The organism is Curtobacterium salicis (genome assembly GCF_011759505.1).
GTDB lineage: Bacteria > Actinomycetota > Actinomycetes > Actinomycetales > Microbacteriaceae > Curtobacterium > Curtobacterium salicis.
Window position 1 is genome coordinate 372,264 of sequence record NZ_JAAOYO010000002.1, and the last position, 23,319, is coordinate 395,582.

The following is a 23,319-nucleotide window of genomic DNA, read 5'->3' on the forward strand; positions in this document are numbered from 1 at the left end:
GGGTCCGGGGCCGGTACTCATCCCGCCAGCGGGCTCGGCCGGTGTCAGGCCACGTGCCAGACAACCGCCTCCTGCGCACTCGACGGGTAGGCGGCCGCGATGCGGAACACCGCCTCGCGCAGGGTCTCCGGCGAGCACGCCAGGTTGATGCGGGCGAACCCCTTGCCCTCGCCACCGAACGGCAGCCCTGAGTTCAGCGCGACGAACGCGTGCTCACGGAGCGGCACGGCCGGGTCGTCACCGAGTCCGAGCCCGCGGAAGTCGAGCCACGCCAGGTAGCCCGCACGGGGCCGTGCGTACACGACGCCGGGCAGGTGCTCGGCCAGGAGCTTCGCGAGGAGCCGGTCGTTGGCGACGATCCGGTCGATGACGTCGTCGAGCCACCCGACGGCCAGGGAGAACGCGGCCAGGTTGGCGTGCAGCCCGAGGATGCTCGTCCGACAGGCGACCTCCTCCCACAGGGTGTCGAGGAGCTGAGCCGTCCGGGCGTCACCGGCGACGATGACCGAGCACTTCACACCGGCCAGGTTCCAGCCCTTGCTCGCCGACGTCACGCACACACTCCGCGCACCGGCCGGCTCGGCGATCATCGCGAACGGGGTGAACTGCACACCGGGGTGCGTCAGCGGCGCGTGGATCTCGTCGCTGATGACCAGGACGTCGTACCGGGCCGCGAGTTCCGCCAGCGCCGTGAGGTCGGCACGGTCGTGCACCAGGCCGATCGGGTTGTGCGGGTTGCAGAGCAGGAAGACACGGACACCATCGGCGAAGGCCCGCTCGAGGCCGTCGAGGTCCAGCCGGTAGACGCCCCACTGCTCGCGGAGCGGGACCTCCTCGACCTGACATCGGGCCTCTTCCACCAGTTCGAAGAACGGCGGGTAGACCGGCGGCGTGATCGCGACGCGTCCACCGTCGGGCAGGGCGAGCCGGAGCGTCTCCACGATCCCCACGCTGACGTCCGTCGCCAGGTACACCCGACCCGGATCGACGTCCCAGCCCCAGCGGTCGCGGGCGAACCCGGCGAACGCGGGGGCGAGCGGCCCGGGCCCGTCGAGGTACCCGAGGTCGGACTGCTGCACCCGCTCGACCAGGGCCTGTCGGATCTCCGGCGCGACCTCGTGGTCCATCTCGGCGACGAACAGGGGCAGCACGTCGGGCGCGTACCGCGTCCACTTGATGCTCGTCCGGACCCCGCGGAGCGTGCCGACCGGGTCCTGTTCGTCGCTCGCCATGCGTCCCAGCATGCTCCTGACAGGAGGCACGGTGCGAGTCCGCGCGTCATCCTGCGTCGTCTGCGCCCGCCGCCGAGCCTCGCCCGGGCGGACACTCTCCGCCCGCCACATGGCGCAGGATGTCCGCGCAGCCGAGCCTCGGCCGACCGGCTGCGGACCGGGCAGCGCGCACCCGCCTACTGTCGGCGACATGACCACGAGCACCGCCGAGAAGGCGACGACCCTCCAGTCCCTGCACACCGCCCCCGAGATCCTCCGCGTCGTGAACGTGTGGGACGCGATCAGCGCGAAGACCGTCGCCGCGCTGCCCGAGACCCGGGCGATCGCGACCGCCGGGCACTCGATCGCCGCGATGTACGGCTACGAGGACGGCGGCATGTCGCTCGACCTCGCCCTCGCCGGCGCGAAGACCGTCGTCGACGCCGTGGACCTGCCGGTGACCGCGGACCTCGACGACGGCTACGAGGACCCGGCCGAGACGATCCGCCGTGCGATCGGCATCGGTGTCGTCGGCGCGAACGTGGAGGACCGCCTGCGTCCGTTCGACGAGTCCGTCGCCCGTGTCGCCGCGATCATGCGCGCTGCCGAGCAGGAGGGCGTGCCGTTCCAGCTGAACGCCCGCACCGACGCGATCGCCCGCGGCGGAGACCGTCCGATCCAGGAGAGCATCGCGGACGCCATCGCCCGCGGCAGGGCGTTCCTCGACGCCGGTGCTCCGCTCGTGTTCGTGCCGGGTGGCCACCAGCGCGAGGTCGTCGAGCAGCTCGTCGAGGGCCTCGGCCGCGGCAAGCTCAGCGTCATCGGTCTGCCGGGCGCCCTGCCCGCGTCCGAGTACGAGGCGCTCGGCGTCGCCCGCATCTCGTACGGCCCGCTCACCCAGCGCGTCGCCCTGCGCGCGCTCCGCGACCTCGCCGCGGACCTGTACCTCGGTGGTGTCGTGCCGGAGGACACCCCGACGCTCAACTGAGCGGCGGTGGCGACATCGCCATCTGACGGACGGGAGGCCCGGTACCAGCTGGTACCGGGCCTCCCGTCCGTCAGGCGGTCACCATCGTGACCGCGCCTCCGGGACTCAGCCGAGCGCCGGGTAGAGCGCGGGGCTGGTGCGGGCGTGGGTCGCCTGCTCGAACCCGTAGCCGAGGCCGATGACGGTCCCCTCGTCGTACGAGCGCCCGAGGAACTCCAGGTTGACCCCGGCGCCGGTGATCGTGGCGTCCGCTGCGGTCGCCTGCCCCATCGGGACGGTCACGGCCGGCATGCCGGTGTTCGGGCTGAGGCGCATGTTCGTGCCCTGCGTGCCGTACGGCGTGCCCGACGGGTAGACGAGCGCGTCGAGGTCCTGCGCGTCCATCATCCCGGTGACGACCTGCTTGCCGGTCGCGATCTGCGTGGTGTGCGACCCGTTCGGACCGGCCCACGCCTGGTACTGCGCGTCGGTGATCGCGTCACGCTGCTGGTAGGTGCTCTTCCGGCTCGGCACGTACTTGCCCGAGTCGAGGATGCCCCGCAGCGAGCGGGCGGCGACGTCCGGGTCGAGGTGCTTCGCGACGTACTGGTCCAGGTCGTGCTTGAACTCGTTCGTGCTGCCGCTGCCCTCGCTGAGCACCCGGTTGAACTCGGTCGTCGCGGTGATCGGGACGACGGTGGCGCCCTGGGCCTGGAGGGTCGCCTGCGCCTGGGCGAAGAGACGTGCCGTGGTGCGGTTCGTGCCGACCATCGACGTGACGTAGCCGATCCGCTTGCCCTGGAGAGCGGTCGGGTCGAGGTACTGCGTGTACGAGGTCGGGACCTTGCCGGTCTGCCCGTCGGTGAGCGGGTCCGCGGCGTCGACACCGGTGACGGCGTCGAGGGCGACGGCCGCGTCCGTGACGGACCGGGCGATCGGGCCGCCGGTGTCCTGGCTCAGCGCGAGCGGGATGATGCCGTCTCGGCTGGTGAGACCGACCGTGGGACGGATGCCGACCAGCTGGTCGTACGACGACGGGACCCGGATCGAGCCGCCGGTGTCGGTGCCGAACCCGATGCCCGCCAGGTTGGCGGAGATCGCGGCTCCGGTGCCGCCGCTCGAGCCGCCCGCGGTCTGGCTCGTGACGTAGGGGCTCGCGACGAGGAGCGACGAGCCGGCCGGCTGGTTCGAGGAGAACTCGGAGACGAAGCCGTAGGCGAACTCGTCCAAGCTGGCCTTGGCGAGGACGACGGCGCCGGCCTTGCGGAGACCCGAGACCATCGCGGCGTCCGTGTCCGTCTGGTTGCCGTCCCAGCAGCCGCAGCCACCGGTGGTCGGCATGTCCTTCGTGTCGTAGTTGTCCTTCAGCGCGATCGGGACGCCGAGGAGCATGCTCGTCATCCCGTGCTCGGCGCGCTCGGTGTCGGCGGCCTTCGCGGCGGCGATCGCCCCGGCGTTGGTCGTGACGATCGCGTTCAACGGGCGCCCGCCGGTGGACGTGTCGGTCGTCGTCCGGTCGTACGCGGCGATCCGGTCGAGGTAGTCCTGCGTGATGTCGGCCGAGGTCGTCACGCCGGCGTTCATCGCGGCCTGCATGTCGAGCGTCGAGGCCTCGACGAGCTGGAAGGGACCGTCGTCGTAGATCATCCGCTGCGACAGGCCGGCGACGTCCGTGAGCGTGATCGTCCCGTCGCCGTCCGTGTCGGCCGACGAGACCGTCGACCAGTCCGCGTCGGTGGCGGTCGCGCCGAGGTGGTCGGACAGGACCGTGAGGTCCGCCCGGGTCACCTGGTCGTCGCCGGTCAGGTCGAGTGCCGTGTAGTACGGGGCGAGCATCGCGGCGGGGCTTGCGTCGACCGCGACGGGGGCGGCGTTCGCGGCGAGGGACGGGGTCGCGACGACAGCGGTGCCGACGAGGGCCAGGAGCGCGGCTCCGGCGACGGTGGTGCGGCGACGGCGGGTCGTCACGGGGGTTCCTCCGGAGGATCGGGGTGCGGTGGGCAGGTCGCTGCGCTTCGGGGACGCGCTCATCGGGCGTCCTCCGTCGTGCTCGCGCGACGGGCGCGACGACGGACGGTGACGAGGCCGGCTCCGGCGAGCAGCAGAGCCGCGCTGGCGGCGATCCACGGGGCGAGGTCCGCGCCGGTCCAGGCGAGGGCGCCGCCGGCGGGGGTGCGGACGGGGTCGGTGCCGGCGGGGGTGCCGGTTCCTGCTCCGGTGCCGGCTCCGCTCCCGCCGCCGGCTCCGCCCGGGGCGGCGGTCGGCGTGGCGCTCGGGGTGGCGCTCGGGGTGGCCGTGGGCGTCGCGGTCGGAGCTGCCGTCGGGGTCGGGGTGGGTGTGGGTGTGGGCGTCGGGGCTGCGGCGATCGTGACGGTCGTCGAGGCCGGGTCGGCGAGGGTCGTGGTGCTGCCGTCGGCGGCGACCAGGGTCACCCGCGTCACGGTCAGGTCCACCGTCGCGGGGCTCGTCGCCGTCAGCTCGACCGATGCTGCGAGGTCACCGGACACCGCAGGCGAGGTCCCCAGTCGGGTGTGCAGGAGCGAGATCGTGTCGCCGTCCTGCTCGACCGAGTCGAAGCCGCCGTCCGGGCCGGTCGCACTGCCGTCGACGACGTCGAGGGAGTCCGCGTCGGCGGTGATGTCGATCTGGTAGGCGAACACGTCCGAGGTCGCGGGGAGGGTGACGTCGACGTCGACGGTGTCCCCGACCGTCACGGATGCGGGGGCGGTGATCGTCGCCGTGGTCGCGACGGGGGCCGCGGCCGCCGGGGAGGCTGCGAAGAGGGCGAGGCCGAGGCCGCCGGCGGCGATCACGGCAGTGCGGAGGGCGGCGGTCGCGGTGGCGGACGTCGTGATGCCGGAGGTCGTGGGGCGGGAGGACGCGGTACGGGAGGTCGTGGTGCGGGAGGTCGTGGTGCGGGAGCGGAGCCGAGTGCGGTGCTGCATCCGTGCGGGTCCTTCGTCAGGGTTCGGGCTGAACGCTTGCTCAGTGCTCGAACCGTAACGACGGGGTGTTTCGCGCTCGGACCCGGTCGGTTTCCCACGTGTTACGCCTCACGCAGCGGAGCCCGCTCGGGCCCGGTCCCGTGCCCGAGTGGACAGAACGGCACAGATGGCGTACTGTTCATTGTTGGTGCATTGCAGCGAACCCATCTGACTCGCGCACACCGACCGTCTCGAACCGATCCCCCTGGGTCGCATTCCAGCGAGACCACCGCTCCCCGACTGGCGAGCACTGCACGTCGAATGCCGACGTGCGCGACCGCGCTCCTGCGGCCGACGAGACCATCGAGTCCGTCCGGCCCCGCGCGACGCCGAACGACTGAAGAAAGACAGCACCATGACCACGAACGAACACACCATCATCACCGGGACCGCCATCGCGGCTCCCACCGTCTCCCCCGACCGCATCGCCGAGTTCCCCGTCCGCGAGGACCGCTCGCAGCGCGAGTACCTCGTGCGCATGCCGGCCGACGACCTCGGGCTGTTCCTGACACCCGGTGTCCGTGTCGCCGTCGACGGCGAAGCGGGCTGGGTCGTGCCCGGCCGCTCCTGGCGGGGCGAGGCCAGCCGCACCATCCTGCAGGCTCGCGCCGTGCAGGCACCGGAGCTGGCCCTGGCCGCCTGACACCCGCGCACACCGGAACGCCGTCCCTCCGGGGGCGGCGTTCCGTCGTTCCCGGGCCGGCCTAACTCGCCTGGTCGCCCTCGGCGGCGCCGACGAACCGTCTGCCCCCGTCGGCGTTCACGGGCTGCTGCCCACCGCACGTCGCCGCAGCGTCCCGCAGTCGGCGGATGAACGCCGGGTCCTCCGGCTCGAGCTCGTCGTCCGGTGCCTCGCGGACCACGATCTCGCTCGCGGGGCCGATGAGCATCGTCGTCCGTTGCACGGCGCCGTCCTCGCCGACCGTCGGTACCGCGATCGTGTCCGTCCGGGTGTTCGCCCCGAGGACCGCCGCGTAGTCCGCGACCGCGTCCGCGATCAGGTCCCCCGTCAGGATGTCGCTGCTGTCGTAGTGGATGAACTTCACGGTGTGACCTCCCTCGTCCCGACGGTAGGCACCCCCGTTCCGCTCCCGGCTCAGGATCGGGCAGGAGGCGCGGGCAACGGACAACCCGGGGCTCCGCGTGCCCTCCGGCGCCCACTCGTCAGCGCCTACTCGTCAGCGGCCTGGGTCGCCCAGCACCTCGTCGGTCGTCGCCGTGCCGCCGAACGGGTACTGCACCCAGTGCTCGCGGTCGCCCGCGTCGAACAGCTCGATCGCGCGGGAACGGCAGTGCTGCTCGTCGTTCCGTGGGCCGTCGGGCGCGATACCGAGCGCCGCGCGCAGTCCCGCCGTGTCGACGACCACCGACTCCCCGGCGCCGCTCGAGACCTCCCAGGTGAACCCGCCGACCGCGAACAGGAACCGCCGTTCCGGTCGTCGCACCACGCGGAGGTACCGCGTGTCCGACGGGTGGGGTGAGGACGTCGTCATCGCAGGTCCCACTCCGGCTGGGGGTCCTGCGAGTACCCGGCGTACCCGGCCACGCGACTCTGCTCCATGTCGTAGTACGAGCTCGGCCCCAGGGGCTTGACCCCGGCGGGGCGGAGCGCCTCGTCCGGAGCGCCGATGTCGACGATGCCCTTGCCCTGCATCTTCTGGTAGTCCACCCACTTCTCGTTCGCCCAGAGGTGCACCCGCTCGTGGACCGACGTCGGCAGGTGGCTCTCCGTCCAGTCGTAGACGCCCGACGGGAGCGCCTCGTACGAGGAGTACCCGTGCGCGGCGCCGTAGGGGTGGACGCGGTAGTCCATGCTGCGTCCCATCACGGCGGTGTCAGCGGAGGCGTTCCGCGTCACGCTCCCCATGATGCCCTCGCTGATCTTCTGGCCCACCGCACCGCCGGCACCACCCGTGACGGTCCCGGCGAGGGTGCCCTGCCCGGTGGCCGCCAACGCCCCGGTGACCGAGTGGGGGCCCGGTCCGGTGTAGTAGCCGTACGCGCCCTGGATCCCACCGCCGATCCCGCCGGAACTCGCACCTGCCACGACCGATGCCTTCATCCCGGTCAGGCCGGCCCGCGCCGCGATGCCCGCGCCGCTGAACCCACCGAGGGCACCGCTCACCGCGACCTCACCCCAGTTGACCTCGCCCGTCGTGGCCTTCTGGATGATCGTGTCGGCACCGGCGCTGATGAGCATCATGCCCACGGGACCGCCGACGCCGGTCGCCATGAGCACACCACCGGCGACGACCATGGCGCCGCCGGCGAAGTACTCCCAGTTGTCGGCCATGAAGTCACCGGCCGCTGCGAACGCACCCCGCGAGACGGAGTCGTCGTACGCCGTCAGCTCCTGGTCGGTGAGCGGTCGGAGGCCGGTGGGGTCGACGGCCCCGAGCGGGTCGTTCCCCGCGTAGGCGTAGGGGTTCCCGCCCCAGCCCGATCCGAGGACCGGGGGCAGCGGGTCCGCCGAGAGGAACCCCCTCGCGACCGGGTCGTACGCACGCGCGCCGAGCCACTCGAGACCGGCGACGACGAGCCCGCCGGTCGTCGTGACGCCGATGCCGTCCGGCAGACCGGTGGCGCCGGGACCGCCGTCGGGCATCGCCACGGCGACGGACCAGGGATCGGCGGAGTCGGTCGTCCGCACGTCGCGCCAGGTACCGGTCGTCCACGCTCCCCCGACCCCGGTGACGCCGCCGGCCAGCGCCGACACCGGGGCACCGCCGACCGCGACCAGCGACGGTACGGCGGCCGCGGTGTCCCACCAGACGGAGACTCCGTCGACCTCGGCGAGTTCCCCGAGCGCGTCGACCCAGAGACGGTGTGCGCTGGCCGGGTGCCCAGCGGCGTCCGGAGCGTCGTGCCACTCGACCCCGGCGAGCCGGCCGATGGACCCCCAGCTGTACTCGGTCCGCGATCCGTCCGGTGCGGTGACCGCGACCCGACGCCCGAGTGCGTCGTGCAGGTACTCGGTGCGGGATCCGTCGGGATGGACGGTCACGAGGAGTTGCCCCGCGACGTCGTACTCGTGCAGGGTCGTCCCTCCGGCGGTCCTCTCGGCCACCAGGCGTCCGCCGGCGTCGTACTCCCAGGTGGTTCCACCGCCGTCGGTCACCATCGCGACGAGCTGTCCGGCGCGGTCGTACTCGACCGTCGTCACCCGCGCCGGTGCGTCCACCGCGTCCTGCTGGCTGATCCGGGCGATGCGTCCGTGCACGTCGCGCTCGATGCGCGTCGTCCCGGAGTCGTCGGTGTGCTCGGTGAGGAACCCGTCGGTGAACACCCGCGTGCGGACCTGCCCGTCGACGCGCGCCGCGGTGCACCGGCCGCTCGCGTCACGGTCGAACTCGGCGCGACCGTGACGCGGGTCGGCGACGACGACCGGTCGGCCTGCGCCGTCACGGGTCCAGGTCGTGCGGACACCGTTCGTGTCGATGGAGGCGACGCGCTCCCCGTCCGGCCCGTACTCCCAGCGCAGACCCCAGCCGTCCCGGGTGCGGGACGTGAGCAGACCGCGGCCGTCGAAGCGCAGTTCGTGCTCGACGACCCGGCCGTCCGGACGGGTGTGGTCGCGCACGACCACGCGGCGTCCGGCGGCGTCGTGCTCGACGACAGACACCAACCGGCCGTCCACCGAGGTGCTCGCCGGCCGACCGGCCGCGTCGTGCGTCCAGGTGGTGGTCCGGCCGTCGGGGTCGGTCCGCGACACCGGTCGCCCTGCCGCGTCGTACCGGAGCACGGTCGGCCGCCCCAGCGCGTCCGTGACCCCCGTCAGCTGCCCGACCGCGTCGTGCTGGTACTCGGTGACGGCGCCGGTCGGCCCGGTCACGCGGACGACCCGTCCGAGACGGTCGTACTCGAACGCCGTGACACCGCCGACACCGTTCGTGGTGCTGACGAGCTGGCCGACCGCGTCGTAGCGGAAGCGACGCGTCCCGAAGGCCGGCCCGCGCGTGACGATGACGCGTCCGACGGCGTCGTACTCGAACCGCGTCGTCCCGACCCCCGGCACCCGGAGCACCGTCATGCGCCCGGCGAGGTCGTACTCGAAGCGTTCCGTCTCGCCGGTGGGGAACCGACGGGCGACGAGACGCTGGTCCGCGTCCCAGGTCAGCTCGGTGACCGCCCCGAGTGCGTCCGTGGTCCGCCAGGGACGGCCACATGCGTCGTACTCGTAGCGGGTGGTCGCGCCGGACGGCTTCACGACGGCCACGACCCGGCCGCCCACGTCCCGCTCCAGCTTCGTCAGGCCGCCTTCGCCGTCGACGAGCTCCACCGGGTTGCCGGCGGCGTCGTACGCGACGAGTTCGGCGGAACCGTCCTCTGCCTCGACCCGGAGCGGACGACCGAACTCGTCGAGGCGGACCGTCGTCCGGGCGAAGGCGTCGGCGATCGTGACGGTCCCGGTCGTCCGATCCGTCGTCGCCGACGTCCGCGAACCGGTGGGGTCGACGTTCGCCGTCAGGTTGCCGGCCACGTCGTACTCACGCAGCCACGCGCCTCCCGTCGGGTCGGTCACCATGGCGAGCCGCGACGACGCGTCGTGCGTGAAGGTCCACCGAGCGCCGTCGGGCAGCTCGACCGCGGCCACGTTGCCGAGGTCGTCGAACTCGCGCTCGACCGTCCTGCCGAGCGCATCGGTCGTCCGCACGAGTTCACCGTTCGCGGCGTGCTCGAACCGCGTCCGCGCACCCGTCGGGTCCACGATCCCCGTGAGCCGCCCAGCGTCGTCGTGCTCGAAGCGCCACTCGGCTCCGTCCGGTTCGGTGCGCTGCACGAGCAGACCGGCGGCGTCGTACCGGAAGCCGGTCCGTGCACCGGACGGGCTGACGGCGGCCGTCGGACGCCCCGCCGCGTCCCGCTCCGTCCGCGACGTCTCGCCGAGGGCGTTGGTGATCGCGACGAGGTCGCCGAAACCGTCGTACGCGAAGTCCAGCGTCACACCCACCGGGTCCACGACGCGGAGGAGGCGTCCACGGTCCCACTGCATCTCGGTCCGGCCGCCCAGGGCGTCCACGACCACGGACGGGTTCCGCGAGACGTCGTCGGCGTACTCGTAGGCGATCACCGAGCCCGAGGCCGTGACGAACGTCGTCACCCGGTCCTGCTCGTCGTAGGCCCAGGTCAGGTCGGCGCCCTCGGGTGTGACGGTCCGGACGCGCCGGCCTCGGTCGTCGTGGCCGTGCACCGTGACCGCGCCGTCGCGTCCGGTCGACGACACCAGGTTGCCGAACGCGTCGTACGCCATCGACTGGCGCTGGTCATCGGCGTCGAGGACGGCGACCAGACGCCCCTTCGCGTCGGCGATCCACGAGTTCGACCGGGTGCCGTCCTCGTCGGAGACGGCGGTGACACGGCCGGGGAGGTAGGCGAAGCGCGTCCGTCGCCCGTACTGGGAGACCTGGAGGACGACGCGCCCCTGCTCGTCGTAGGTGTTCTCGGCCTCGACCACGCCGCTGGCCGACACGACGGCCGCGATGCGGCCCTCCGCGTCCCAGCGGTAGCTCCGTGTGCCGAGCGGGCCGGTCACGCCGGTCAGCAGGCCGCGCTCGTACTCGTACTCGATCCGACGTCCGTCGGACGTGCGCACCACGGCGACGCGTCCGTCGAGGTGCTCGACGTCGAGGGCCCGGCCGAACTCGTGCTCGAGACGGACGACCGCGCCGCTCGCGTCCCGCGTGACGGTGACCGTCTGGCCCTCGCCGCAGCCGGCGGCGAGCCACTGACCGGACGGGTCGAACGACCACCAGCTGCCCTGGTGGTCGCGGACCACGAGTCGCTCACCGTCCACGCCGGACACGCGGTCCAACCACGCGTTCTCGCCGACGGCGCGGTCGAAGCCGTCCGCGGACCGGGGGAAGTCCGTCGCGCGCCCGTCCGCCCGCACCCAGCGGGCTCCCGTCTCGGACAGCAGGAGCGCCTGGTCGAGCACCGACGCCCAGCCCGGCCCGAACACGCCGGGGACCGTCAAGGCGGACGGCAACGAGTTGTACATCCGGGTCATCGCGAGGCCGGACGCTCCCACGAACGCCAGGTCCGTCTCCGGCTCGAGGAAGTTGCCGGTCGAGGTGTTCACCGGGTCGTTCGCGTACCCGCTGGTCGGCATCGCGCCGGCCGCGGTGGGCGGGTCGATCTGGAGGCTCGAACGGCTCGCCGAGACCCCTGCGGCCCGCAGCGCCTCACCCAGAGCCGCATCGCTCAGTGTCGAGACCGTCCCCGAGCCACCGGCGGCTTCGAAGGCCGCGGCGACCGTGTCCGCCCATGTCGCGTCCTCGGCGTTCGCCGTGAGGTACCGGCGGTACGCCCGGACGACCCCCGCCGCATCGATGTGTCCCCAGGAGCAGTCCTCGGCGAAGCCCTCGAGCGCCGAGTCGAGGGCGCCGGGGGCGGCGGCGAGGGCGTCGTCGAGACCACGGGAACCGACCGCGAAGGAGCGGAGGTCCTCCGGTCGAGCCGAGGAGGTACCGCCCGAGGCGCCGCCCCCGCCGACGGGAGCGGGGGTCTCGCGGGTGCCGGTGGACGGGTCCGCGACCGGGAACGCCGGCGCGGCGCCGGGATCAGCGTTCGGCCGAGCGTCCTCACCGAAGAAGAAGTCGTGGACCTCGTCGCCGAAGTCCTTGTCGTTGTGGCGGCGCACCCACTCGTTGTTCTCCTTGCGCCGAGCATCCTCGTCGTGGGCGGCCGTGATCATCGTGCTGACGTAGCCCGCGACCGTCCGGAGGGCCTGCGCGAGCTTCGACGCGTCCTGCGACGCCGTCGTCGCATTCGTCGCGAACAACTCCGAGAAGTGCCCGGCGAAGTCCCGCTGGCCGGTCGAGACGTACGACGCCCGCGAACCGGCCTGCCCGTCGAGGCGGTCCGCCTCCGCTTCGAGCTTCGACCGCAGGTCCGACGCGGTCGAGTAGGTGAACCTGCCACCGTTCGACGCATCGGACTGCGGCAGCAGCGGAATCTCGACGAAATCGGTCATGTCCGACACTCCCCCGTGCGTGCACCCCGGGCCGGAACGACCGACCCACCGCGCCTCTGGCGCGACGCGTCCACGCTACCGATCGAACACCGTGAGCGCCACGGCGGGGACCACGGCGTGCGGAGGAACCGCTCAGTTGTTGAAGCGGAACTCCACCACGTCGCCGTCCTGCATGACGTACTCCTTGCCCTCGATGCGGGCCTTGCCCTGCGACCGGGCTTCGGCGATGGAGCCGGTGGCGATGAGGTCGTCGAACGAGATGACCTCGGCCTTGATGAAGCCCTTCTCGAAGTCCGTGTGGATCACACCGGCGGCCTGCGGGGCCTTCCAGCCCTTGCCGATCGTCCAGGCGCGGGACTCCTTCGGCCCCGCCGTCAGGTAGGTCTGCAGCCCGAGCGTCTCGAACCCGATGCGGGCGAGCTGGTCGAGGCCGGACTCGGTCTGACCGGTCGACTCGAGGAGCTCCGCGGCGTCCGCCGGGTCGAGGTCGATGAGCTCGGACTCGACCTGCGCGTCGAGGAACACGGCCTGCGCCGGTGCGACGAGCGCGGCGAGCTCGGCCTTGCGCGACTCGTCGGTCAGGATCGCCTCGTCGACGTTGAACACGAAGATGAAGGGCTTGGCGCTGAGCAGCCCGAGCTCCTTGATCGGCTCGAGGTCGACCTTGCTCGCCGAGAGCAGGACGCCCTTCTCGAGCTCGGCCTTCGCGGCGTTCGCCGCCTCCAGGACGGCGGGCTCGGCCTGCTTCAGCTTGAGCATCTTCTCGTAGCGGGGCAGCGCCTTCTCGATGGTCTCGAGGTCGGCGAGGATCAACTCCGTGTTGATGACCTCGAGGTCGTCCTTCGGGGACACCTTGTTCGCCACGTGCACGACGTCGTCGTCGGTGAACCCGCGGACGACCTGCGCGATGGCGTCGGCCTCGCGGATGTTGGCGAGGAACTTGTTGCCGAGCCCCTCACCCTCGCTCGCACCCTTGACGATGCCGGCGATGTCGACGAACGACACCGGCGCGGGCACGGTCTTCTCGGAGTGGAACAGCTCGGCGAGCTGGTCGAGACGAGGGTCGGGCAGGTTCACCACGCCGACGTTGGGCTCGATGGTGGCGAACGGGTAGTTGGCCGCGAGCACCTGGTTCTTGGTCAGGGCGTTGAACAGGGTCGACTTGCCGACGTTCGGGAGACCGACGATTCCGATGGTGAGAGCCACGGGAGGACAGCCTACCGGCGGCGGCTCGCCGGGGCCGACCCGGGCCTCCAGTCCGGCACCGTCAGAGGGCCGCGACGCGCTCCTCGACGACGGCCAGGACGTCGGCTTGGAGGCGCTGCGACGCCCGCCAGTCGCCCGGCACCTCGAGCCGGTGGTCGGCCCGGTCGACGGTCTGGAGGCGCGCCCGCGTGCCGCGCACCAGTTCCGGCCGCCAGACGGGGTCGGCCGAACCGCCCAGCGCGGTGTGGACCTCGCCGGCCGCGGCGAGCGCTTCCCGGACGGCGGCGTCGGTGAGGACCGGCGTCAACCAGACACCGGGCACCCCCTCGGCGAGCGCCCACGGCAGGGCGGCGCACCCGAACGACTTGGCGACCACGAGGTCCGGCCGTCGTCCGGCGAGTGCCGTGGTCAGCGCCTGCTCGACGAAGCGGACCGGGTCAGCCTCGGCGGTGTGGTCGACCGTCCACCGCGGTGCGACGACCGCGCACCCGGCCTGCCGGACGAGGGTGTCCGTCCACCAGAGCAAGGGCGCCTGCTGGCCGTACCCGGCACCCGCGAGGACCAGGACGAGCGGGCTGCGCGACGAGACCTTGTCCATCGCTCCAGGGTAGGAGCGACAGCACCACGCCGCGCCCGGTTCCGGTGATGTCGGTTCTCCGTGCAACGATCGACGGCGTGCTGAACTTCACCGCCATCGACTTCGAGACCGCGAACAACTCGCCCGCCAGCGCGTGTTCGGTCGGACTCGTCAAGGTGCGCGGCGGTCGCGTCGTGGACCGGGCGTCGTGGTTCATCCGCCCGCCGGCCGGCCACGACGACTTCCTGGAGTGGAACACCCGCATCCACGGCATCGTCCAGTCGGACGTCACGCACGCGAAGTCGTGGGAGCAGCAGTACCCCGACCTGGTGGCGTTCGCAGAGGGTGACGTGCTCGTCGCGCACAACGCCCGGTTCGACATGGGTGTGATCGCCGGCGGATGCGCGGCGACGGGCATCGAGATCGCCGAGCACCACTCGATGTGCTCGCTCCAGGTCGCCCGCAAGACCTACACGCTCGACTCGTACCGCCTGCCGATGGCCGCGATGGCTGCCGGGTTCTCGGGCTTCCAGCACCACGACGCCGCCGCCGACGCCGAGGCCTGCGCCGCGATCGTCGTGCACGCCGCCGGGTTCCACGGGGTACCGACGGTCGAGGCCCTCGGCGCCGTGACGCGGGTGACGATCAACCCGGTGCGTGCCCGCGTCGAGAAGCCGAAGGCGGCAGCGCAGCCCCGGCTGTCCCGACGTCCGATGGTCTTCTCCGACTGACGCGGTCCCCGGCGGCCGACGCGATCCCTGCAGGCCGCTCCCGGACGCCGCCAGGCCCGGTGGTATTGTCACGACAACCTGCCCGGCACCGGTGCCCGGGTTCGTACTCCCTGCGAAGGACCGTGATGACCAACGATGGCCAGCTGCCGTCCGACCTGTTCATGGACCTGGACCGGTCGGGGCCGATGCCCCTCTACCACCAGGTCGCCTCGCGCATCGAGGAGTCGATCCGCTCCGGCGCGATGCCGCCCGGCGCCCGTCTCGAGAACGAGATCGCCCTCGGTGAGCGCCTCGGTCTGTCCCGCCCGACGATCCGACGTGCCATCCAGGACCTCGTCGACAAGGGGTTGCTCGTCCGTCGTCGTGGCATCGGCACCCAGGTGGTGCACGGGCCGGTCACGCGCAAGGTCGAACTGACGAGCCTGTACGACGACCTGGCCCAGGGGTCACAGCAACCGACGACGAAGCTCCTCGACCGCACCGACGTCCCCGCGCCCCAGGCCGTGGCCGAGGCACTCGGGGTCGAGGTCGGAGCCACCGTGGTGCACGTCCTCCGCGTCCGGTTCGCCGAGGACGTGCCGATGGCGGTGCTCGAGAACTACCTGCCGCCGGAGTTCACGGACATCACCGACGAGGACCTCCGCGCGCACGGGCTCTACCAGCTGCTGCGGTCGCGCGGGGTGACGATGCGGGTCGCGAAGCAGCGGATCGGTGCCCGCGCGGCGACCGACGACGAAGCCGGTCTGCTCGAGATCGAGGACGGCGACCCGGTGCTGACGATGAGTCGCACCGCGTACGACGCCTCGGGTCGAGCGGTCGAGTACGGCGTGCACTGCTACCGGCCGGACCGGTACTCGTTCGAGGTCACGCTGGTCGACAAGTAGGGCCCGGCAGCCGCATCAGCTGGCGGAGGGGACGCCGAGTTCGCCGGTCAGGTACTGGGCGCGGCCGAAGCCGAACGACCAGTCCTGCGGGCCGTTCTCGACGTACCCGATGAAGACGTCCTCGGAGGCGACGCCCACCCCGGCGAGCGCGTCGTGGATCGCGGCGTAGAGCGCCTGCTTCGCCTCGTCGGAACGGCCGCGCTGGGTGAAGACCTGGATCATGACGACGCCCTCGGTGCGCTCGAAGCCCAGGCCGGCGTCCTGCGCGATGATCTGGGTCGCCGGGTGTTCGGTGATGATCTGGAAGCGGTCGCGCTCCGGGATCCCGTAGACGTCGACGATCGCCCGGTGCGTGGCGTCGGCGATGGCGCGGACCGTCTCGGGGGTGCGGCCGGTGGCGAGGTCGAATCGGACGAGCGGCATGGTGCCTCCTACTGGTGGTGACTTTGTCAGGACATACTATCGCGCCAGACGGCGACCGTGGTGGGTCGGGACGTCGTGCGTCGCCGGATGACGGACGGGAGGCGCGTCACCAGCTGGTGACGCGCCTCCCGTCTCGACCGTGGTCGGTGGCCGGTGGTTCGGTCCGGTCCGTCCGGTCAGATCGTCGGTGTCGGGGCGTCCGCCGTGAGCGGCCCGTCCACGCGCGGCACGTCGTGCCACGCCCCGTCGGCGAGTGATGCTTCCGCCGCCTCCACGATCGATGCCGCGGCGAGCCCGTCCGCCACCGACGGCGCGAACTGCCGCCCACTCCGGACGCTCGCCAGGAACTGCGCTGCCTCGATCGTCTTGAGGTCGTCGTAGCCCATCGCGGTCCCCGCCCCCGGTTGGAACCGGGCGAACTCACCGTCGCCGGGAGCGACGTACACGGTCGTGTAGCCGGCGGCCTCCTGCCCGTCGAGGCAGACCTGCAGTTCGTTCATCCGTTGGAAGTCCCAGCGGATCGAGCCCGAGGTGCCGTAGACCTCGATCGTGTACTCGGCGTGCGGGCCGTGCATGACCCGGCTGGAGTCCATCGTGCCGACCGCTCCGCCGTCGAAGCGGAAGAGCAGGGCGGCGTAGTCCTCGTTCTCGACGGGCTGCAGGTCACCGGTCGCCGCGGCGCTGCGGTCGACGATCCCGGCACCGGGCCGCGGCCGCTCGGTGATGACCGTCTCGGCGAGCGCGGTCACGCTCGCGATCCGGCCGACGAGGTACTGCGCCAGGTCGAGGCCGTGCGACAGGAGGTCGCCGAGGACGCCCGAACCGGCACGGTCGCGTTCGAACCGCCAGGTGAGCGGGGCGGCCGGGTCGGACGAGTAGTCGGCGAGCAGCGACCCGCGGACGTTCGTGATGCGCCCGAGCCGCCCGCTGCGGATGAGCTCGCGGGCCCGTTCGACCGCGGGTGCGTGCCGGTAGTTGAACCCGACGCTCGTGATGACGCCTGCGCGCTGGACGGCGTCGTGGATGTCGCGGGAGTCGCTGGCGTACCGGCCCATCGGCTTCTCGATCCAGAACGGTTTGCCGGCCCGGGCTGCGGCGACCGCCATCTCGCGGTGCAGGAAGTTCGGGGAGCAGATCGAGACGACGTCGACCTCGGGGTCCGCCAGGACCTCGTGCCAGTCGGCGACAGCTCGCTCGTAGCCGAGCCGTTCGGTCGCCTGCTCCCGGGCTCCGGGGACCGGATCGGCTGCGACCACCAGACGTGGGCGGAGCCCGAGTTCCGGGAAGTGGTCCGGCAGTGCCCGGTACGCGCGGGAGTGCAGGCGTCCCATCCACCCCACCGAGATGAGGCCGACGCCGATCGTGTCCATGACCATCGCCGTCGTCCTACTCGGCCGGGACGATGATGTCGCGGACGAGGGCGTCGAGCTTCGCGTCGGCGTCCAGGAACTGCCGCAACGTCTTCACCGTGGCACCGAAGCGGTCGAACTCGTCGATGGTCATGCCGTCGACGTCGTGGCCGCGGGCGAACTCCGGCGTCGCCCGGCGGAGGGCGTCCACGATGTGCGCCGGGACCTCGTCGTCGATCGCGTCGGGGCGGAACGGGAACGCGTTGTCGTTGATGTCCTTCGTCCACTGGAACGGCGGCGACACGACGAGGTCACCGCCCTGGAACTCGGACCACTGCAGCGCGTTGCGGAAGGCCGCGACGAGGACCCGTGAGCGGAAGCCCCGCTCCTGGAACACCCGGTACGCGTTCTTCACCGCGGCGACCCCCGCCCACTCCAGGTACCCGGGGTCGATCATCACGTGATCGCGGGCGACGACGGCCTTGAGCCAGTCGTCGAGCCGACCGGCCATCAGCGTGACGACGTGTCCGAACTCCTGCTCGGGCAGACCGTCGGCGGCGCGACGGTCGAGGGCGCGCTCGATGGCCTCTCCGACGGCGACGACCTGCGCCACCGTGAACGAGACGGTCGCGTTGATCGAGACACCGCGGTACGCGGCTTCCTCGATGGCGGCGATGCCGGTCTTCGTCGCGGGGATCTTCACGATGATGTTCGGCGCGAGGCCCGCGAAGCGCACGGCCTGCTCGACGAGGGCGTCACGGTCGCGGTGCAGGCGCGGGTCCGTCTGCATCGACAGGCGGCCGTTCCTGCCGCCCGACGCCTCGAAGGCCGGCAGCAGCTGCGCGGCGGCGTTGACGGAGAGTTCCTCGACGGCCATCCACCCGAGTGCGGACTCCCCCGCGGTCGGGTGCGCCTCGGCGAGCTGACGGATGCGCGGCACCCACACCTCGGGGTCCTGCTGGATGCACGTGTAGGCGATGACCGGGTTGCAGGTCGCCCCGACGGCGCCGTACTCCGAGATCGCGGTCGCCAGTTCGTGCGGGTCAGCGGAGTCGTTCCACAGCGCGGTGGGCGTCTGCTCCGTCGCCTGCAGGGTGACCGGGCGGTCGTCGACCACGACCGTGTGCTGGCTCTCGAGTGTGCTCGTCATCGGTGGAGTCCCTTCGTGATCTGGTCGAGCTGGAACCGCGACACCGCGTCGGCGTTCTCGTCCTCGGCGAAGACGCTCGAGACGGCGACGGTGTCGTCCCGGCCCGAGAACCCGACGCGGTCGAGCGCACGCCAGAACGCGTCGAAGTCGACGTCCCCCTGCCCGACCGGCAGGTGCTGGTGCACGCGCACCGGGTTGCCGGGCGGGTTCGTGATGTAGCGGAGTCCGTGCGAGCGGCGGTGGTCGTACGCGTCGGCGACGTGGACCAGCTGCAGTGAGTCACCGGCCGCGTCGATGACCGCGTCCATGTCCCCGCCGTAGTGGAAGGTGTGGCAGGCGACGTAGACGAACCCGATGTTCTTCGAGTTGAGCCCGCGGATCACCCGGAGCGCCTCGAGCCCGTCCTCGACGAAGTCGTCCGGGTGTGGGTCGATGAGGACCCGGAGGTCCGCGTCCTCGATGATCGGCAGGAGTTCCTCCATCGCCCAGTAGAACTGCGCTTCCGACTCCTCGGCACGCTCGGGACGCCCGGAGAACTCGGTGTTGATGGTGTCGACGCCGAGCCGCTTGGTGATCTCGACGACCCGCTTCCACTGCTTGACCGCGGTCTCACGGGTCTCACGGTCGGGCCCGGACCAGCGCAGTACCGGCAGGACGGACGCCACCTGGACCCCGGCGTCGACACAGGCAGCCGCGAACGCGTCGACGAGGTCGTCGTCCGCCTTCGGGTGCCGGTGGAACGGGATGAAGTCCCGGTGCGGGGTGAGTTGCAGGTACTCGTACCCCAGGTCGGCGACCTTCCGCGGGAACTCCAGCAGATCCAGGTCGTGGTGGAACGGGGTCGGGTCGAGCGCGATCTTCGGCACGGACTACACCCCGGTCAGCGCGTCGGCCGTCGCGTCGGCCGGTGCCGTCGCGTCGTAGAAGGCCGGCTTGGTCACCGCGTACTCGACGTGCTCGGTCGCGCCGGACTGCTGCGCACGGACCGCGACCTCGGCGACGACGGACGCCGTGTAGCCGTCCCAGGCGCTCGGGCCGTCGATGCCCCCGTCGCGGGCGGCGTCCACCCAGCGCTGGACCTCCTCGTCGTAGGCCGCCGCGAACCGCTCCTTGAAGGACGGCGTGACGCCCTGGCCCGAGACACCGGCGGACACGATCGTCTGCGAGGTGTCGCGACCGATGTAGGCGACGCCGGACTCGAACACGGCGTCGGTGGTGACCTGGTAGCCGAACTGGGCGTTCACGTTGATCTCGACGATCGCCATCGTCCCCGACTCGGTGGTGAACAACACGAACTGCGGCTCGGGCAGGTCGGCCGGTGCCAGGGAGTTCTTCCGCGGCTTCTTGACCTCGACGCTCGTGATCGCTTCGCCCGTGAGGAACGGGATGATGTCGATCTCGTGGATCACCGAGTCGTGGATGAGCATCGACTCGCTGAAGTTCGGCGGCGTCGTCGGGTTCCGGTGCGCGTGGTGCAGTGCGAGCAGCGCGCCGTTCGCGCCGGACTCCCGCAGCGCCTTCAGCTCCTGGTACCCGGTGTCGAAGCGGCGCATGAACCCGACCTGGATCGTCGGACGGCTGGCGTGCTCCTGCTCGAGCTCCACGATGCGCAGGCTGTCCGCGGCGCTCGTCGTCAGGGGCTTCTCGCAGAGGACGGCGAGGCCGCGTTCGAGCGCGGTCACCAGGATCGGCTCGTGCAGGAACCCGGGGGTCGCGATGATGACGCCGTCGATCTCGGTGGCGGCGAGCGCCTCGTCGAACGAAGCGGCGGTGATCGCTCCCGGCGCGAGTGCGGCTGCGGCGGCGGCGCGGCCGGCGTCCGGTTCGACGACGGCGACGACGTCGGCGTTCGAGATCTTCGCGGTGATGCGTCGGACGTGGTCGGCGCCCATCATGCCGGCGCCGACGACGGCGACGCGGAGGTTCTGCGTGGTGGTCATGGTGTTCTTCCCCTGGGGTCGGTGACGGTGCGTTGGCGGCACGTCAGGAGGCGCGGGCGGCGGAGGTGGAGCCGAAGATGTGCTGGAAGGTGCGCTCGGCGATCGGGCCGGGTGCGTCGACCGAGCAGCCGTACATGTCCTGCTCGACGATGCCGAAGACGTCCGGGTTGATCGCGGCGACCGCCTCGATGATCGGCGCCAGGGCGGGCGTGCCGTACGGGGGCTCGGTCATGATGCCCTGCGAGACGGCGGTCGCGAACGGCACGTCGTTCTTCAGGACGTCGAACAGCAGGTCGGTGTCGACCTGCTTGAGGTGCAGGTAGCCGATGCGGTCCGGGTGGGCGGCGATCAGCTTCAGGTTGTCGCCGCCGTAGTACGCGAAGTGGCCGGTGTCGAGGCAGAGGTTCGTGTACTCGGGGTCCGTGACCTCGAGGAACCGCACGGTCTCCTTGTAGGTCCCGACGTGGCTGTCCGCGTGGGTGTGGAACTGCTGGTGGACACCGAACTCCTCGAGCAGCGCCTTGCCGAGCTGGTCGTGGCCCCTACCGAGTCGCTCCCACTGTTCGTCGCTGAGCGTCCGGGCCTCCAGTACCTCTTCGGTGGCGTCGGAACGCCAGAGGTCCGGGATCGTCACCAGGTGCTCGGCGCCGAGCGCCGCGGCCAGACCCGCGACGGCGACCGCCTGGTCCCACGCACGCTGGAACTGGTCGTCACCCTTGTGGAACCCGGTGAACACGGTGCCCGCCGAGAGCTTCAGCCCGCGGGACTCGAGCTCGTCGGACAGTTGCGACGGGTCGGTCGGCAGGTACCCGTAGGGTCCGAGTTCGATCCACTCGTACCCGGCCGCGGAGGCTTCGTCGAGGAAGCGCTGCCACGGGACCTGCCCCGGGTCGTCGGGGAACCAGACGCCCCACGAGTCGGGCGCGGTGCCGATGCGGATCGAGGCGGGCGCCGCGTCGGTGGCGGGGGTGCCGATGGGGGTGGCGGTGTCGGTCATGACGTCGCTGTCGCTTTCTGTGTCGGATCGGGTTCAGCCGAGCAGCGGACGCTGCGCGGCGACCCGCTGCTCGTACTCGGCGCGGGCGGCCTGGGTGCTGGGGAGGGTGGAGGTCTGCGCCACCGGTACGTCCCACCAGCCGTCGCCGTCCGGCGCGTAGACCAGCGGGTCGGAGTTGATGTGGACGAGGGTCGTGTGGTCGTTCGCCTTCGCCTGGCGGACCGCCGCGCTGAGGTCCGCGATGCTGTCCGGCCCGGGCTGCACCTCGATGACGTCGACGCCGTACGACCGGGCGTTGGCGGCCAGGTCGACGGGCAGCGGTTCGCCGTTCTCGAACGACCGGGTCTCGTCCAGGTAGCGGTACTTGGTGCCGTACCGCTCCGAGCCGACGGTCTCCGACAGGTGGCCGATCGAGGCGTACCCGTGGTTCTGGATGAGCACCACGATGATCTTGATGCCCTCGGCGACGGCGGTCACGAGCTCGGTGTGCAGCATCAAGTACGAGCCGTCCCCGATCATCACGATGGCGTCGCGGTCGGGGGCCCCACGACGCACACCGATGCCGCCGGCGATCTCGTAGCCCATGCACGAGAAGGCGTACTCGACGTGGTACCCGAGTGCGTCCCGGACCCGCCAGAGCTTGTGCAGGTCACCCGGCAGGGATCCCGCGGCCTGGATGACGACGTCGCGCGGATCGCTGGCGGCCTGCACGGCTCCGATGATCTCGGCCTGACCCGGCAGGTCGGCGCCCGACGGGGTGAACGCCTCGTCGACGACGGCGTCCCACTCCCGCTTCCGGTCCCGGACCTCGGCGGCGTAGCCGGCGTCCACGGCGTACGACGCGTCGGCGGTGAGGGCCGCGGTCAGGGCGATGAGGGCCTCCCGCGCGTCGGCGATCACCGGCAGCTGCGTGCCGTGCTTGTAGGCGTCGAAGGACGCCACGTTCACGTTGACGAAGGTGACGTCGGGATCCTGGAAGGCCGTGCGGGAGGCTGTCGTGAAGTCGCTGTACCGCGTGCCGATCCCGATGACGACGTCGGCCTGCGCGGCGACCGCGTTGGCCGCAGCCGTGCCGGTCGCCCCGATGCCCCCGAGGTACTGCGGGTGGTCCCAGAGCAGGGAGCCGCCGCCGGCTTGGGACGTGCCGACCGGGATCCCGGTGGCCTCGACGAAGCGGCGGAGCTGGTCCTCGGCGCCGGAGTAGAGGACGCCACCACCGGCGACGACGACCGGACGCTTCGCCTGTCGGATCGCGGTGACGGCACGCTCGAGCGGACCGGTCTCCGGCAGCGGGCGCCGGATGTGCCACTCGCGGGGCTGCAGGAACGCGACTGGGACGTCGAGCTGTTCCGCCTGGACGTCCTCCGGCAGGGCGATCGTCACCGCACCGGTCTCCGCCGGGTCGGTCAGCACCCGCATCGCCTGGAGCGCGATCGAGAACAGCTGCTCCGGACGGACCACGCGGTCGAAGAAGCGCGAGAGCGGCCGGAACGCGTCGGTCACCTGGATCGAGGTGTCGTGCGGCATCTCGATCTGCTGCAGGACCGGGTCCGTGGTGCGTGTCGCGAAGGTGTCCGAGGGCAGCAGCAGTGCCGGCAGCCGGTTGGTCGTGGCGAGGGCCGCCGCGGTGAGCATGTTCGCTGCACCGGGTCCGACCGACGCCGTGGCGGCGAAGGTCGCACGTCGGCGGTGCATCCGGGCGAAGCCGACGGCCTCGTGCACCATCGCCTGCTCGTTGCGGGCCTGGTGGTAGGGCAGCAACCCCGGCTGCTCGACGTGGAGCTGCTTGATCGCCTGGCCGAGCCCGGCGACGTTGCCGTGGCCGAAGATGCCGAAGATCCCGGGGACCGTGCGCTCGCGGACGTCGCCGTCCACCGTCCACTGGTTGGCCAGGAACTCGACGAGCGCCTGGCCGACGGTCATGCGA

Annotated in this window: 19 protein-coding genes; 4 read left to right on the forward strand and 15 right to left on the reverse strand. The window is 71.8% G+C overall.

From position 1 onward, the window contains the following. Window positions 1-44 precede the first annotated feature (44 nt). Window positions 45-1,232 (reverse strand): MalY/PatB family protein, encoded by a 1,188-nt coding sequence (locus E9228_RS06070; RefSeq protein ID WP_252727778.1) that lies wholly within the window; start codon window positions 1,230-1,232, stop codon window positions 45-47. 190 nt (window positions 1,233-1,422) lie between these two features. On the opposite strand from E9228_RS06070, the gene E9228_RS06075 reads away from it, so the two are divergent. Beyond that, window positions 1,423-2,199 (forward strand): isocitrate lyase/PEP mutase family protein, encoded by a 777-nt coding sequence (locus E9228_RS06075; RefSeq protein WP_166779683.1) that lies wholly within the window; start codon window positions 1,423-1,425, stop codon window positions 2,197-2,199. A gap of 105 nt (window positions 2,200-2,304) precedes the next feature. Here the strand turns inward: E9228_RS06075 and E9228_RS06080 are convergent, their stop codons facing one another. Further along, entirely contained in the window at window positions 2,305-4,146 is a 1,842-nt protein-coding gene (locus E9228_RS06080; RefSeq protein WP_341849798.1) for an amidase family protein, read from the reverse strand. Between the two features lie 59 nt (window positions 4,147-4,205). Next, entirely contained in the window at window positions 4,206-5,123 is a 918-nt protein-coding gene (locus tag E9228_RS06085) for a cohesin domain-containing protein (protein WP_208385608.1), read from the reverse strand. A 394-nt stretch (window positions 5,124-5,517) separates the two neighbouring features. Here E9228_RS06085 and E9228_RS06090 point away from each other — a divergent pair, with 394 nt between their 5' ends. Beyond that, entirely contained in the window at window positions 5,518-5,805 is a 288-nt protein-coding gene (locus tag E9228_RS06090; RefSeq protein ID WP_166779685.1) for a hypothetical protein, read from the forward strand. A gap of 61 nt (window positions 5,806-5,866) precedes the next feature. Here the strand turns inward: E9228_RS06090 and E9228_RS06095 are convergent, their stop codons facing one another. The 5 genes from E9228_RS06095 to E9228_RS06115 form a co-directional block, all read right to left on the reverse strand. Next, a complete protein-coding gene (locus E9228_RS06095) occupies window positions 5,867-6,208 on the reverse strand; it encodes a hypothetical protein (protein WP_166779686.1) in 342 nt (113 codons plus the stop codon). 132 nt (window positions 6,209-6,340) lie between these two features. Next, window positions 6,341-6,655, reverse strand: coding sequence for a hypothetical protein (locus tag E9228_RS06100; protein WP_166779687.1), 315 nt, complete (start codon window positions 6,653-6,655; stop codon window positions 6,341-6,343). Beyond that, window positions 6,652-12,135 carry a DUF6531 domain-containing protein gene (locus tag E9228_RS06105; RefSeq protein ID WP_166779688.1) on the reverse strand — a complete coding sequence of 1,828 codons (5,484 nt, stop codon included), beginning with the start codon at window positions 12,133-12,135 and terminating at the stop codon, window positions 6,652-6,654. Before E9228_RS06105 ends, E9228_RS06100 begins: the two co-directional genes overlap by 4 nt. Window positions 12,136-12,267: 132 nt before the next feature. Then, the gene (gene ychF, locus E9228_RS06110; RefSeq protein ID WP_166779689.1) at window positions 12,268-13,341 is read right to left on the reverse strand and encodes a redox-regulated ATPase YchF; all 1,074 of its coding nucleotides are present in this window, start codon (window positions 13,339-13,341) and stop codon (window positions 12,268-12,270) included. 61 nt (window positions 13,342-13,402) lie between these two features. After that, on the reverse strand, window positions 13,403-13,939 hold the full coding sequence (locus E9228_RS06115; RefSeq protein WP_166779690.1) for a hypothetical protein: 537 nt from the start codon (window positions 13,937-13,939) through the stop codon (window positions 13,403-13,405). 47 nt (window positions 13,940-13,986) lie between these two features. On the opposite strand from E9228_RS06115, the gene E9228_RS06120 reads away from it, so the two are divergent. Both E9228_RS06120 and E9228_RS06125 read left to right on the forward strand, forming a co-directional pair. Further along, window positions 13,987-14,649: an exonuclease domain-containing protein gene (locus E9228_RS06120; RefSeq protein WP_166779691.1), complete on the forward strand. Its 663-nt coding sequence runs from the start codon at window positions 13,987-13,989 to the stop codon at window positions 14,647-14,649. 125 nt (window positions 14,650-14,774) lie between these two features. Next, entirely contained in the window at window positions 14,775-15,533 is a 759-nt protein-coding gene (locus E9228_RS06125; RefSeq protein WP_166779692.1) for a GntR family transcriptional regulator, read from the forward strand. A 15-nt stretch (window positions 15,534-15,548) separates the two neighbouring features. Here the strand turns inward: E9228_RS06125 and E9228_RS06130 are convergent, their stop codons facing one another. The 7 genes from E9228_RS06130 to iolD all read right to left on the reverse strand — a co-directional run bounded on the left by E9228_RS06130 (window position 15,549) and on the right by iolD (window position 23,315). Beyond that, a complete protein-coding gene (locus tag E9228_RS06130) occupies window positions 15,549-15,956 on the reverse strand; it encodes a tautomerase family protein (protein ID WP_166779693.1) in 408 nt (135 codons plus the stop codon). A gap of 176 nt (window positions 15,957-16,132) precedes the next feature. Beyond that, window positions 16,133-17,326, reverse strand: coding sequence for a Gfo/Idh/MocA family protein (locus tag E9228_RS06135; protein ID WP_208385676.1), 1,194 nt, complete (start codon window positions 17,324-17,326; stop codon window positions 16,133-16,135). Window positions 17,327-17,342: 16 nt separating this feature from the next. Next, window positions 17,343-18,455: a transaldolase family protein gene (locus E9228_RS06140; protein ID WP_166779695.1), complete on the reverse strand. Its 1,113-nt coding sequence runs from the start codon at window positions 18,453-18,455 to the stop codon at window positions 17,343-17,345. Then, complete coding sequence (locus E9228_RS06145; protein WP_166779696.1) at window positions 18,452-19,321, reverse strand: TIM barrel protein; 870 nt, start codon at window positions 19,319-19,321, stop codon at window positions 18,452-18,454. Before E9228_RS06145 ends, E9228_RS06140 begins: the two co-directional genes overlap by 4 nt. Window positions 19,322-19,324: 3 nt before the next feature. Continuing rightward, window positions 19,325-20,395, reverse strand: a complete 1,071-nt coding sequence (locus tag E9228_RS06150; RefSeq protein WP_166779697.1) for a Gfo/Idh/MocA family protein — start codon at window positions 20,393-20,395, stop codon at window positions 19,325-19,327. Between the two features lie 43 nt (window positions 20,396-20,438). After that, entirely contained in the window at window positions 20,439-21,392 is a 954-nt protein-coding gene (locus E9228_RS06155) for a sugar phosphate isomerase/epimerase family protein (protein ID WP_166779698.1), read from the reverse strand. Window positions 21,393-21,425: 33 nt separating this feature from the next. Further along, window positions 21,426-23,315, reverse strand: coding sequence for a 3D-(3,5/4)-trihydroxycyclohexane-1,2-dione acylhydrolase (decyclizing) (gene iolD, locus E9228_RS06160; protein WP_208385678.1), 1,890 nt, complete (start codon window positions 23,313-23,315; stop codon window positions 21,426-21,428). Window positions 23,316-23,319 lie beyond the last annotated feature (4 nt).

What these genes read in the sequence shown, in the direction of transcription:
- E9228_RS06070 (WP_252727778.1), bottom strand. Translation starts at nt 1,232, where the DNA reads ATGGCGAGCGACGAACAGGACCCGGTCGGCACGCTCCGCGGGGTCCGG.
- E9228_RS06075 (WP_166779683.1), top strand. Translation starts at nt 1,423, where the DNA reads ATGACCACGAGCACCGCCGAGAAGGCGACGACCCTCCAGTCCCTGCAC.
- E9228_RS06085 (WP_208385608.1), bottom strand. Translation starts at nt 5,123, where the DNA reads ATGCAGCACCGCACTCGGCTCCGCTCCCGCACCACGACCTCCCGCACC.
- E9228_RS06090 (WP_166779685.1), top strand. Translation starts at nt 5,518, where the DNA reads ATGACCACGAACGAACACACCATCATCACCGGGACCGCCATCGCGGCT.
- E9228_RS06100 (WP_166779687.1), bottom strand. Translation starts at nt 6,655, where the DNA reads ATGACGACGTCCTCACCCCACCCGTCGGACACGCGGTACCTCCGCGTG.
- E9228_RS06105 (WP_166779688.1), bottom strand. Translation starts at nt 12,135, where the DNA reads ATGACCGATTTCGTCGAGATTCCGCTGCTGCCGCAGTCCGATGCGTCG.
- E9228_RS06115 (WP_166779690.1), bottom strand. Translation starts at nt 13,939, where the DNA reads ATGGACAAGGTCTCGTCGCGCAGCCCGCTCGTCCTGGTCCTCGCGGGT.
- E9228_RS06120 (WP_166779691.1), top strand. Translation starts at nt 13,987, where the DNA reads ATGTCGGTTCTCCGTGCAACGATCGACGGCGTGCTGAACTTCACCGCC.
- E9228_RS06125 (WP_166779692.1), top strand. Translation starts at nt 14,775, where the DNA reads ATGACCAACGATGGCCAGCTGCCGTCCGACCTGTTCATGGACCTGGAC.
- E9228_RS06130 (WP_166779693.1), bottom strand. Translation starts at nt 15,956, where the DNA reads ATGCCGCTCGTCCGATTCGACCTCGCCACCGGCCGCACCCCCGAGACG.
- E9228_RS06135 (WP_208385676.1), bottom strand. Translation starts at nt 17,326, where the DNA reads ATGGACACGATCGGCGTCGGCCTCATCTCGGTGGGGTGGATGGGACGC.
- E9228_RS06140 (WP_166779695.1), bottom strand. Translation starts at nt 18,455, where the DNA reads ATGACGAGCACACTCGAGAGCCAGCACACGGTCGTGGTCGACGACCGC.
- E9228_RS06150 (WP_166779697.1), bottom strand. Translation starts at nt 20,395, where the DNA reads ATGACCACCACGCAGAACCTCCGCGTCGCCGTCGTCGGCGCCGGCATG.
- E9228_RS06155 (WP_166779698.1), bottom strand. Translation starts at nt 21,392, where the DNA reads ATGACCGACACCGCCACCCCCATCGGCACCCCCGCCACCGACGCGGCG.
- iolD (WP_208385678.1), bottom strand. Translation starts at nt 23,315, where the DNA reads ATGACCGTCGGCCAGGCGCTCGTCGAGTTCCTGGCCAACCAGTGGACG.